Here is an 11,541-nt window from a genome sequence, read left to right on the forward strand (position 1 = left end):
CCCGGCGGGCGCACCATGGCCCGATGCCAGACTCTCCGACGTGGACGAACGCGTCCCACAAGACCGGCCCGTTGCTGCCGGAGGTGTCCGAAGGCGGACACGGCACCCGCCGGGTGGTTCTGTTCGGGCCGCCCGGAAGCGGCAAGACCACTGCCACCGGTGTCCTGGGACGGCAGTCGGGCCTTCCGGTCCTGCGGCTGGCCCCGGGCCCGCAGGACGCCGAGGTCGCCTCTGCCGGGCTGCTCGAACTCGCGCTGGCCCTACCGGCCTCGGCCGCCGCGCGGGAGCTGACGGCGGCACTCGACGAGACCGCCGGCCGGTCCGGTTCTCCGGACGACGCCGGCCGGGAGCTGCGGCTGCGCCGCCTGACCGCTGCTCTGCTGAGGGAGGCGCCGCCCATGACGCTGGTGGTGGACAACGCCCAGTGGCTGGACCACGCCAGTGCGGCCGTCCTGGGCTGGGCGCTGCGCCTCACGCCGGACCTTCCCGTCATCGCGGCCGAGCGCGTCTGGCGCCCGGGAGCCGCGGGCCACTGGTGCGGTGAGGACACACGCGCGGTACACATTCCACCTCTGACGGCTCCTCAGGTGGCGGCCCTGCTGTCCCCGTACCGGCTCGCTTCCCGCGAGGTCTCGCGCATCCACGCCCACAGCGGCGGGAACCCGGCCCTGGCCCTGGCGCTGGCCGACGCCCCGCGGCCGCTCGCGGACCGGGAGGGTGAGAGCGAGCCGGCCCTGCCGCCGGCGGCCCGCCGACTGGTGGGCAAGTGGCTGGGCGAGGTACCGGCCCAGGTGCGGGAACTGCTGACGTTCGCCGCACTGGACGACCGGCCCGACCTGGAACTTCTCGGCCGCCTCGTCGGCCCGGGGGCCGAGGCCCTCCTCGCCCAGGCCGAGGCAGCGGGACTGTGCGACATCGGACGGGCGGACGGGAGCGTGCGGTTCACCGCCTCCGCGATCGGCACGGAACTCGCGACGCGGCTGCCGGGCGACGCGCGCAGACTTCTGCACGCCCGCCTGGTCGAGGCCAGCCACGACAGCGTCCGCCGCGACCGGCACACCGTGCTGGCGGCCGACGACGCCGATCCGCTGTCGGCCCACCGCGCCGCCCGCGCTGCCGTACGCGCCCGGCAGCGCGGTGACCACGCGCTCGCCGCGGAACTCTCCTTCCTCGCTGCCTGGCGCACCTCGCACGACCACGAGGAACTGCTCACCGAACGGGCCCTGACCGCCGTACGCGACGCCGCCCACTACGGCGACCTCCCCCACGGCCGGGCTGCCGCCCGCCTAGTCCTGGGCCACGACACCACCACCGAGCAGCGCGTCGATGCCCTCATCGCCCTGATCGACGCGAGCGGCCAGCACCTGCACGGCGCCGACGAACTGTTCGCCGACGCACTCCACACGGCGGCCGGACGACCCGACCTCACCGCGCAGATCCTCATCCGCCAGTCCGTCTGGGCCAACGTCAGCGAAGGCGACCCCCACCGGGCTTGTGCCCTGGCCGGCCGGGCCACCGCCCTCGCCGAGACCGCCGAAGACACCACCACCGCCATGGCCCTCACGATGCAGGCCCGCCTTCAACGCCTCCTCGGCCACTCCGACGCCGAGACCACGCTCGGCCGCGCCCTGTCCCTGCCACGCGCCGCCTCCATCCCGGCCAACGGCACACCCCAGCACCTCGCCGCCCGGCACGCCCTCTTCGACGACCACCCCGACAAGGCCCGCACCGCGCTGCTCCCCCTGCTCGTCGAAGCCGAGCGGGCGGGAGACGCCGAGGCAACCGTGGACATCCTGCGCAGCCTCGCCGAGGCCGAACTCCGCGCCGGCCGCTGCGCCAGAGCGCTCGACCACGCCGACCGTCCGACGGGACCGCCCTGTCGGCCGCACCGGCCTGCTACACCTCCGCCCTCGCCGAGGGCACCGCCCGGCGTACCGACCTCGCCCTCGGCCACGCACGCCGCGGAGTCGACACCGCCCGGCAGGAGGACAACAAGGTCTTCCTCTCCCGCAACCTCTTCGCCCTCGGCCACCTCCTCCTGGCAACCGGCCACCCCAAAGAAGCCCTGAAAGCCCTGAAGGAAGTCCGCGCCCTGGAGCAGCTCCAGCAGGTCCGCGACCCGTCCGTCCTGCGCTGGCACCCCGAACTCGCCGAGACCCTCATCGCCCTCGGCCGCCTCGACCAGGCACAGAGTCTCCTGGACGACACCCGCCGCACCGCGACCGACCTCGGCAGGGAGGCGGTCCTCCCGCCGCTCGAACGCGCCCAGGCACTCCTGGACGCCGCCCGCGGCCACTACGACACCGCGGCCCGACGCCTCACCGACGCGGCCGACCGCCTTCGCCACCTCCCCCTCGAACGCGGCAGGACCCTCCTGGCGCTCAGCCACACCGAGCGGCGCGGACGCCGCCGCGCCAGCGCCCGCGCTGCCGCGCAGAGCGCCGCCGACCTCTTCACGGCCCACCAGGCACACCCGTGGGCCGAAACCGCCACACACACCCTCCGCCGGCTGGAAGCCGTCCCCACGAGTGGAGACGCCCACCCCCGCCTCACCTCCGCCGAGCAGCGGTGCGCCGAACTCGCCGCCGCCGGAGCGAGCAACCGCGACATCGCCACCACCCTCACCGTCAGCATCAAGACGGTCGAAGCGACCCTCACCCGCGTCTACCGCAAACTCGGCCTGCACTCACGCTTCCAACTCGCGCACATCGTCCCACCAGCACGTGAGTAACCCGGCCGACAGCCCGGCATCCACCGGGTTCAGTCATGTACCGGGCGACGACGTCGGGCCCGCACCACGGATCGAGTCCGCGGTCGGCAGGCGGACGACCTCCGGCCACAGCACGGCATCGTTTCGGGATTACGGGGTGCCGGCTTACTCGGTCGCGCGGGTCCAGGTGTTCATGATGATGAAGGTCCTGGTGCCCTCCACCTTGCCGGTCCTGCGCACGGCGTTGATCACCTGCTGAAGATGCTTCACATCCCGCACCCGGAGCCTGAGCAGGGCGTCGGAGGTACCGGCGATGCTGTGGCTCTCCTCGATCTCCGGGATGCTCTCGGCGATGCCCTGGATCTCGTCGCTGTCGGTCGCGCCGAGCAGGCGGATCTCGATGAACGCCTGAAGCATGCCCACCCGGCTGTCCTCGATGACCGCCGTGTAGCCGCGAATCACGCCCTCCCTCTCCATGCGCTCGATGCGGCGGGCGCACGGAGCCGCCGAGAGTCCCACAGCACGCGCGATCTCAGACACGGGCGCTCGCCCGTCCTTGCGGAGGATGCTCAGTATGTGACGGTCGATCGCGTCCACGGCCAACTCCCCAAATCATGCGCGCCACGCATGAGTAGTGCGTCGAAAGCTCCCCTGCTCCTTGCAGGTCGAGTGAACCACGCTCGACATGTGCGTGATGATGCCCGGCCTGTCGCCTGGAGACCGTCGCCCTGTCATCGTCGTGATGTCCGGGTGATCCCCGGCAGGAGGCCCGCACCGGCCAACCCCTACGGCGCGGACTCCGACCAGGTGACAGGTGCACGGGTATCCCCAGCACCCCGCGGTCGGCCCCACATCCTGGGGCCGGCCGGGTACCGAGCAGGGCCACCAGCAGCGATCACCGCGCGGGGACCCGTCCATTCCGCCTCCCCGCGTCGCGGCGAGCTCGCTGTGGACCCGGGGGAAGCTGGCCGAGGCCGTCCGCGCACGCCCACGATGTGCGTCCTGGACACCGGAATAGCCCAGAGCATCCGCTGCTGAAGTCGGCGCTGCAGGAACGCGCCTACAGTGTGCTGCTCGGCAGAGCCCCGTCGGACCGAAATGGACACGGCGCAGTTCCCACGGCAGGAATCGGGCGCTTCCGCCGGTGTCTTGCTACGCCGTATCAGCCCAACATCTGAGTCCCACATCGACGAGGACTTCGACTATCTCGTGCTGTCGCGCGGTGGTCAGATGCCGCCCACGCAGACACTCACTCCAACGCTCAAGAGCAATCCCAAGATCTCGCTCATTCGAGCGAACCGTTTCGAATCGCCAGCCGCAACCCAACGAACCTGGCAGCATGCCGCCGTTACGGGCTAACTCGAGCCCAACGGGTCATTGGAACGGCAGATCAATGAGCGGCAGCTTTCGGTGCTGCAATGGGTGGGCCCTGGTTGCCCTGCTGGCTTGCGGGAGACAAGCTCATATAGGACCACGTGCCAGGCACTGCAGAACCGAGGGCTGGTCAGGGTCTGTCCCCAGGAAGAGTGGCCAGTGGAGCGTCACCCTGTCGAGCGCCGACCGGCATTACCTGACGCACGGCACCTACCCTCTCCGCAAGTCTCGCCCGCGGCAGCCTCAGGCAGCCCCTCCCTCCGCAACCCCCGCCCACTCAAGCGCAGGAGATCCCGGCCGCCAGGCGAAAAGCCGCGCCCTGTCCAACAGGCACGCATGACGTTCTCGAAACAACTGCTGCAAGAGCTCGCGGAGGCGGGTGGCCGGATCGTCAAGAGTGGCAGCGGTCCAGAGTTGGAGAAGTCGCCCTCCCGCGTCGCCGCGGCACGCAGGTCCGGAGGAATCCCGGAGACGAAGGAACTGTTCGCGGTAGTCGACCGGGATGAAATGCGGCGGTCGGCCGCCGTGGGAGCCAAGCTTTTGCCGATTGCGTGCCTGGTCGGCCTTGTCCGGGATGGTGCAGCGGATCGCGCGGCGCCGCAGGTAGGCGCCGTTCCTGCGTGAGGCGTACGCCTTGTCCGCGCGGACCCGATCGGGGCGGGCGCGTGGCCGGCCCGCTCCAATGCGGGGCACGCGAACCTTCTCCAGGACCGGCTCGAACTGCGGCGAGTCCCCACGCTGCCCGGCCGTGATCACGATCGACATGGGCTTTGCCCCTGCTCGACGGGTAGGTGCAGCTTGGTGGTGAACCCGCCAAGCGACCTCCCCAATCCGTGATCATCGGCTCGGTGAAGACGCGTCCCGGTGGTTTTCTCTGCAGATTTCCCTGCTTGCGGGCCCCGGCTGCGCGCTGGTGGGCGCGGCAGACCGTGGAATCGACGCTCAGGCCCCACGTGATCGCGCCCTGAGAGTCGGCCAGGGGCTGAAACCGGGCGAGGATGCAACCGTGGGGCAAGTCATAGCCCGCACCTACGGCCGCCCGAGTTCTCCTTAGCGTCGAGGGCCCCGGACCGGCGATCACTCCTCGCCGGTCCGGCACCATCGCGGGATGCCATGAACTCAGCGCCGGCCAAGAGCCAACCGGCAGGCTGAGCAGATGACCGAGCACACACGCCCCCGGATCTACGGCACCGGCCACGACGACCCCGAAGCCCACGCCAAGCGCCCCGGCCACGACTACGTCGAGCTGACCGGCGGACCGCTCGACGGGCAGCTCTTGGACGTCATCGGGCTCACCGCCAACGAAGGTACCGCAGGCGCCTACCTGATCACCCCCGCGGGCGCGCCTCATACCGACCGACCTTCAGCCGCCCCGTCGGCCCCTGGGTCTGCGAAAGCGGCATGCCCTGAGCGCCACCCGCAAGCTGCGGACCGCCAAAATGGGGCCGCGTGAGCGGGGCATTCGACCAAGTCTCATGCGTTCCGCGTCCGCGGTAGCAGGCAAGCTCCCCCGAACGCCGGTCATTCACCGAGCTGGGCGCGGTAGGCAGAGGCATCCATGAGCGCGTGGAGGAACTGCGCGTCGGTGCCGTTCCCCGTCAGCTCGAAGCTTGTGCGAAGTAGGCGAATCCCAGCAAGATCGTTCTCGCCGGGATTTCCTGTATCTCAACGACTCACATTCGCATCAGGCCCATGCCGACTTCGTCGCCCTCCAGGTCGGCGGAGTTCCCGGGCCTCGCCTCGCTCTCCCTGACCGAGCGTCACTCCGATTACAGAGGGCTACCTGATACTTCGCCCTAGCTTCGGGAGGGCAGGGCCTCCTCAGGTGCGCGAGCCCGTGGCTCGCCGGCCACATCTGCAATCCCCGCCGCTGCGGCACCGTACGGGGCGGCCGCTCGTCCATCGAGCGCTCGACAACCCCGCGGGTCAACACGCCTGGGATCCGCAGATCATTGTCGGTCACCTGGGTCTGCACTGAAGCAGTTCGCTTCAAGGTGCTGGGCGGGGGTCGCTCCGGAAGGGGGGCGGTGGTCCGCGCCGCGGGGGCCACCGGGCTCTCAGCGGTGCCCCCGGGCTCTCAGCGGATTCCTCGTCGGGTGAGGAGGTCGGCGCGGGACCGTGTCAGGACGACAGGGTCCAGCGCTGGTTGCTGCCGTTCGAGCAGGTGTAGAGCTGGAGCTGGGTGCCGTTGGCGGTGCCGGCTCCCACCGCGTCGAGGCAGAGGCCGGACTGCACGCCGACGATGGACCCGTCGGAGTTCAGCCGCCACTTCTGGTTGTCGGCGCCCCAGCAGCTGTAGATCTGGACCTTGGCGCCGTTGCCGGTGCCGGCGGCGTCCAGGCACTTGTTGCCGTAGACCCGCAGCTCGCCGGCCGAGGTCTGCTGCCACTGCTGGTTGGTGGCGCTGTGGCAGTCGTACAGCTGGACTGCGGTGCCGTCCGATGTGCTGGAGTTGGGCACGTCCACGCAACGGCCCGAGCCGACGCCCTTGAGCTGCCCGCCGCCGTTGCCACCGGGGTCGGGCGGCGTGGTCGAGCCGCCGTTGAGGGCGTTCAGGACGGAGGTGTACGCCGCCTTCTTGCTGCCGTCGTTGTTGAACAGCAGCGGAGTGTCACCCGACCGCCAGGAGTCGCTGTCGCGTACGCCCCAGACGGTGATGCCGAGGCAGCGCGAGACGGCCAGACAGTCGTTGGTCACATTGGCGTAGGTCGAGGCCGAGGCACCCTGGATGTCGAGCTCGGTGATGGCCACGTCCACGCCGAGGGCGGCGAAGTTCTGCAGCGTGGTGCGGAAGTTGCTGTCGTAGGGGCTGCCGCTGTTGAAGTGGGACTGGAAGCCGACACAGTCGATCGGCACGCCGCGCGACTTGAAGTCCTTGACCATGTTGTACACGCCCTGGGTCTTGGCCCAGTTCCAGTTCTCGATGTTGTAGTCGTTGTAGCAGAGCTTGGCGGACGGATCGGCGGCACGCGCAGTGCGGAAGGCGACCTCGATCCAGTCGTTGCCGGTGCGCTGCAGGTTGGAGTCGCGGCGGCCGCCCGAATTGCCGTCCGCGAATGCTTCGTTCACGACGTCCCACTGGGCGATCTTGCCCGCGTAGTGGGCCATCACGCCGTTGATGTGGTCGATCATCGCCTGCCGCAGCGAACTGCCGCTCAGGCTCTGCATCCAGCCGGGCTGCTGCGAGTACCAGGCCAGGGTGTGACCGCGCACCTGCTTGCCGTTCTGCACCGCCCAGTTGTATACGCGGTCGGCGCTGCTGAAGTTGAACTGGCCCCGCTGCGGTTCGGTCGCGTCGATCTTCATCTCGTTCTCGGCCGTCACCATGTTGAACTCGCGGGACGCGATCGAGGTGTACGCCGAGTCACCGAGCTTCCCCGAGGCGATGGCGGTGCCGAAGTAGCGGCCGCTCTGCGCCGCGGCGGCTCCGAGCGTGGTCTCGGCGGCGTGCGCGTCCGACGGTGTGACCAGCGCGGCGGACGCGCCCAGGACGCCGACGAGCAGCGCCGGCAGCAAGGCGCGGAGCGGCCGACTGAGAGCGGATCTCGGAAGGGCGTAGGAGCCCATGGCTATGCCTCCTCGGTAGGGGAATCGCGGAAGGGCCGAAGCTCGGCGGACCCCGTGGCCCGCACAGTCACGGATCATTGAGGCTTTGACCGTGGCTCGTCAATACTTCCTACCAAGAAACTTTCCTTTCATCGATCGAAATATTTCGAAGTCCTTGAGAGGGGCTTTTCCCCGAAAGAAGCCGCTGGAAGCCTTGACTGTGATCGCTACCATTTCTAGCTTGTGGCATCACACACCGGCGCTCACTCGAAACATTTCGACGGTGTCTCTGCCCCCGCACCCCGCACTCTGGAGGTCTCCCCGATGCGGCTTCGACCACCGTTCCGCCTTCGCCCAGGACGTCTGCTCGCCGCCCTCGCACCCCTGTTGCTCGTCGCCACCTTCCTCGACGCCCAGCCCGCCGCCGCAGCGACCGTCGATTCCAATGCCTCGTACGTCCTGGTCAACCGCGGCAGCGGCAAGGCCCTGGACGTCTACAACCTGGCGACCGCCGACGGCGCCCGCCTCACCCAGTGGACCCGGAACGACCAGGCCCAGCAGCAGTGGCAGTTCGTCGATTCCAGCGACGGCTACTACCGTGTCAAGTCCCGCCACTCGGGCAAGGTGCTGGACGTCTACAACTGGTCGACCGCGAACGGCGGGTCGATCGTCCAGTGGTCCGATCTGAACGCCACCAACCAGCAGTGGCGGCTGGCCGACAGCAGTGACGGCTACGTGCGGCTCATCTCGCGCCACAGCGGCAAGGCCCTCGAAGTACAGGGCGGCTCCACCGCCGACAACGCGAACATCGACCAGTACGACGACTGGGGCGGCACCAACCAGCAGTGGAAGCTGGTAAAGGTCGGCGACGAGAACCCCGGCACCGGTACGTGCGAACTCCCGTCCACCTACAGCTGGAGCTCCACGGGCGCGCTGGCGCAGCCCAGGTCGGGCTGGGCCTCACTGAAGGACTTCACCGTCGTCCCGTACAACGGGAAGCAGCTCGTCTACGCCACGACGCACGACCTGGGGTCGAGCTGGGGGTCCATGAACTTCAGCCTGTTCACCGACTGGCCGGACATGGCGTCGGCCGGGCAGAACGCTATGTCCTCCGCGACCGTCGCGCCCACGCTGTTCTACTTCGCGCCGAAGAACATCTGGGTGCTCACCTACCAGTGGGGCGCGACCTCCTTCTCGTACCGCACGTCGAACGACCCGGCCAACGCCAACGGCTGGTCGGCCCCGCAGGCGCTCTTCTCCGGAAGTATCAGCGGCTCCGGAACGGGCCCCATCGACCAGACGCTCATCGGCGACGGGACGAACATGTACCTGTTCTTCGCCGGTGACAACGGCAAGATCTACCGGTCGAGCATGCCGATCGGAAACTTCCCGGGCAGCTTCGGTACGTCCTCGACCGTGGTCATGAGCGACACGACGAACAACCTGTTCGAAGCCCCGCAGGTCTACAAGCTGCAGGGCCAGAACCGGTACCTCATGATCGTCGAGGCGATCGGTTCCCAGGGCCGCTACTTCCGCTCGTTCACCGCCACGAGCCTGAACGGGTCGTGGACGCCGCAGGCCGCGACCGAGAGCAACCCCTTCGCCGGCAAGGCCAACAGCGGCGCCACCTGGACCAACGACGTCAGCCACGGCGAACTCATCCGTACCGGTCCCGACCAGACCATGACCGTCGACCCCTGCAACCTGCAGCTGCTCTACCAGGGCCGCAGCCCCAACTCCGGAGGTGACTACGGTCTGCTGCCCTACCGTCCTGGCCTGCTGACACTGCGGCGCTGACGACGCGACACGGCCGGCCGGGGTACCGTACGCCGCCGAGCGCACCGTCGCCCCGCCTTCCCCGGGGGGCGGGGCCCTTCGGTCCGCGCCTGTCCGCGCTCCGTGTCGGTATGGAAAGGGCGGCGCGTAACCCCAGGGCCGGGCACACACTGCCGGCGCGTCAAACCAGCGGCGGTTACGGGACAACCTTTAGGGCTTGCAGAACAATAAGTTGCGCACTCTCGCTCTTGACACCACAGCTCATGCACGGTGTTCGACAGCAAGTTGATTCTCTGCAAGCCCTTAGGGCAGCCCGATCGGGGCTGCCGTAAGCGGGTGACCGTTCAGCTCGATGCAGCCCTCTTCGTCCCACCACATCGCACCTTGCGTGGTGATGTAGGGGTGCAGCCCGCGGACGCCGCCTCCTCCATGCAGTGCTTGCGCGACCGCGTGGAGGAGGCTCGCAAGATCAGGCCAGGAGTCGGTGAAGTCGCCGCCACCGCTGTGCCCTGCCCAGCCGAGGCGCCCCGCGTCTGGTCCAGGACGCAGGTCGATCACCTGCGCGGCTCCATCGGCACCCTCGGCCCAGGGAATCCAAAGTGGGTGCCACCAAGGCTCGTCTTCCCAGGCGCGAGGGGTCAGGCCGTCGTTCTCCGCTGCAGCGCCCATGCAGGTCTGCCAATGGTTCACGGTGCCGCTCACTGGAAGCGGGGATTGCTCCGGCAGAATGGTCGTCCAAGTGCTCACGCCGTTGTGGCATTGCAGAGATTCCGCGAGATCACCGGGCAGCGGGGCGCCGAGAATCTGCTCCGCGTGTCGAATCTCGGCCAGTTTCGCTGGTGGATTGAGAAGTGCGAAATCGGAGGCCACGTGTGTCGCCAGCCACACGTCGATCCCGCGCCAGGAGTCCGACGGGGGCAAGATCTGCTGTGCCATGGCGCCATCATGCCCCACACGTCTGACAAGGCGGATTGAGGCCCCTGTCGGCCGGTGAAGCGGGGTCAGCCAGCGGCCTGTCGTTCGGCTCTTGGGCGCGGGTGGTGGCAAGGCGGTAGGAGTCGGTGCCAGTCTCGATGGTGTTGCCGCCGAAGGTGAGGCGGTCGACGATGGCCGCGCAGAGGCGGGGGCCGGTGAAGGTCTTGGTCCAGCCGGAGAACGACTCGTTGGAGGCAATGGCCACGCTGTTCTTTTCCTCCCGTTCGGTGAGGACCTGGAAGAGCAGTTCGGCGCCACGGCGGTCGACTTCCATGTATCCGAGTTCGTCGATGCAGAGGAGATCGACGCGGCCGTAGCGGGCGATGGTCTTGGTCAGCTGCTTCTCGTCAGCGGCCTCGACGAGCTCGTTGACCAGCTTGGTCGCCAGGACCTACTTGACCCGGTAGCTGGCCATCGCGGCCTCGGTGCCGAGCGCGATCAGCAGGTGGGACTTGCCGGTGCCGGAATCGCCGATCAGGCAGAGGGGCAGGCCCTTCTTGATCCATTCGCACTTGGCAAGGGTGTGAATCACGGCCGGGTCGAGGTTGGGGTTGGCGTCGAAGTCGAACTTGCGGAGCGACTTGTCGCGGGGGAACCCGGCGGCTTTGATGCGGCGTTCGGAGCGTCGGCGGGCCCGGTCGTCGCACTCGGCGAGGAGGAGTTCAGCGAGGAAGCCGAGGTAGGACATCTGCTCGAGTTCGGCTGCCTCGGCGAGCTCGGGGAACTGGGACCGGATGGTGGGCAGCCGCAGCATCCTGCATGCCTGCTCCGCCTGGTGGTCGGCGCTTGGCGGTGGTGACCCAGTCGCCGGCGCCGATGTAGGCCATGTCGGCGAGGACCGGGATGCCCTGGCGCTCGCAGATTCGGAGGATCTTGTGGGTGCGGGCGGCGGTCAGGTCGTGGGTCCTGCCGGGTAGTGCCGGTGACAGCCACAGGATCTTGCCTACCGGGTCGGTGACGACCTGCTGTCGGCGTACACCTGAAAGTTGGCTCTGGCAAGATTCTCGTAGCCGGAGATCATCGCGGTGCCACGATCGGTGGGTCCGTGTAGCGTCGGCGAAGGTGGGCGATCAGGACGACGCGTTGTCGGAGAAGAGAGACGCCGGCCCGTCCGGCCATGATCCGTTTCTGCAGCTTGACGTCGGTGATGCGGCCTTCGT

The 11,541-nt window shown here is 68.7% G+C and carries 8 protein-coding genes and 2 pseudogenes; 4 read left to right on the plus strand and 6 right to left on the minus strand.

The window, feature by feature from the left end:
- The first annotated feature begins 23 nt into the window (after nt 1-23).
- Both ACIQMX_RS41090 and ACIQMX_RS41095 read left to right on the plus strand, forming a co-directional pair.
- The gene (locus ACIQMX_RS41090) at nt 24-2,069 is read left to right on the plus strand and encodes an AAA family ATPase (protein WP_402486478.1); all 2,046 of its coding nucleotides are present in this window, start codon (nt 24-26) and stop codon (nt 2,067-2,069) included.
- 539 nt (nt 2,070-2,608) lie between these two features.
- Entirely contained in the window at nt 2,609-2,731 is a 123-nt protein-coding gene (locus tag ACIQMX_RS41095) for a LuxR C-terminal-related transcriptional regulator (RefSeq protein WP_402486497.1), read from the plus strand.
- Nucleotides 2,732-2,875: 144 nt separating this feature from the next.
- On the opposite strand, the gene ACIQMX_RS41100 is transcribed toward ACIQMX_RS41095, so the two are convergent.
- Nucleotides 2,876-3,307 (minus strand): Lrp/AsnC family transcriptional regulator, encoded by a 432-nt coding sequence (locus ACIQMX_RS41100; RefSeq protein ID WP_402486481.1) that lies wholly within the window; start codon nt 3,305-3,307, stop codon nt 2,876-2,878.
- Nucleotides 3,308-4,327: 1,020 nt separating this feature from the next.
- A complete protein-coding gene (locus ACIQMX_RS41105; RefSeq protein ID WP_402486484.1) occupies nt 4,328-4,849 on the minus strand; it encodes a hypothetical protein in 522 nt (173 codons plus the stop codon).
- 391 nt (nt 4,850-5,240) lie between these two features.
- Between ACIQMX_RS41105 and ACIQMX_RS41110 the strand changes: the two genes are divergently transcribed.
- A complete protein-coding gene (locus ACIQMX_RS41110; RefSeq protein ID WP_402486486.1) occupies nt 5,241-5,537 on the plus strand; it encodes a hypothetical protein in 297 nt (98 codons plus the stop codon).
- Between the two features lie 668 nt (nt 5,538-6,205).
- Here the strand turns inward: ACIQMX_RS41110 and ACIQMX_RS41115 are convergent.
- The gene (locus ACIQMX_RS41115) at nt 6,206-7,651 is read right to left on the minus strand and encodes an endo-1,4-beta-xylanase (protein WP_402486488.1); all 1,446 of its coding nucleotides are present in this window, start codon (nt 7,649-7,651) and stop codon (nt 6,206-6,208) included.
- A 303-nt stretch (nt 7,652-7,954) separates the two neighbouring features.
- Between ACIQMX_RS41115 and ACIQMX_RS41120 the strand changes: the two genes are divergently transcribed.
- Nucleotides 7,955-9,427 (plus strand): non-reducing end alpha-L-arabinofuranosidase family hydrolase, encoded by a 1,473-nt coding sequence (locus ACIQMX_RS41120; RefSeq protein WP_402486491.1) that lies wholly within the window; start codon nt 7,955-7,957, stop codon nt 9,425-9,427.
- A gap of 282 nt (nt 9,428-9,709) precedes the next feature.
- Here ACIQMX_RS41120 and ACIQMX_RS41125 read toward each other — a convergent pair whose 3' ends face one another.
- The 3 genes and pseudogenes from ACIQMX_RS41125 to ACIQMX_RS41135 all read right to left on the minus strand — a co-directional run.
- Nucleotides 9,710-10,342: an SMI1/KNR4 family protein gene (locus ACIQMX_RS41125; protein WP_402486494.1), complete on the minus strand. Its 633-nt coding sequence runs from the start codon at nt 10,340-10,342 to the stop codon at nt 9,710-9,712.
- 7 nt (nt 10,343-10,349) lie between these two features.
- Nucleotides 10,350-11,135 (minus strand): annotated as a pseudogene (gene istB, locus ACIQMX_RS41130) (IS21-like element helper ATPase IstB).
- A 22-nt stretch (nt 11,136-11,157) separates the two neighbouring features.
- Nucleotides 11,158-11,346 (minus strand): annotated as a pseudogene (locus ACIQMX_RS41135) (transposase family protein); the annotation flags it as partial.
- Between the last annotated feature and the right edge of the window lie 195 nt (nt 11,347-11,541).

Origin of the sequence: Streptomyces sp. NPDC091416, from assembly GCF_044756845.1 — a bacterium.
In the GTDB taxonomy this organism is placed as follows: Bacteria; Actinomycetota; Actinomycetes; order Streptomycetales; family Streptomycetaceae; genus Streptomyces.

Excerpts from the sequence above, each read along its gene's own strand:
- ACIQMX_RS41090 (WP_402486478.1), top strand. The coding sequence starts at position 24 with ATGCCAGACTCTCCGACGTGGACGAACGCGTCCCACAAGACCGGCCCG.
- ACIQMX_RS41105 (WP_402486484.1), bottom strand. The coding sequence starts at position 4,849 with ATGTCGATCGTGATCACGGCCGGGCAGCGTGGGGACTCGCCGCAGTTC.
- ACIQMX_RS41110 (WP_402486486.1), top strand. The coding sequence starts at position 5,241 with ATGACCGAGCACACACGCCCCCGGATCTACGGCACCGGCCACGACGAC.
- ACIQMX_RS41115 (WP_402486488.1), bottom strand. The coding sequence starts at position 7,651 with ATGGGCTCCTACGCCCTTCCGAGATCCGCTCTCAGTCGGCCGCTCCGC.
- ACIQMX_RS41120 (WP_402486491.1), top strand. The coding sequence starts at position 7,955 with ATGCGGCTTCGACCACCGTTCCGCCTTCGCCCAGGACGTCTGCTCGCC.
- ACIQMX_RS41125 (WP_402486494.1), bottom strand. The coding sequence starts at position 10,342 with ATGGCACAGCAGATCTTGCCCCCGTCGGACTCCTGGCGCGGGATCGAC.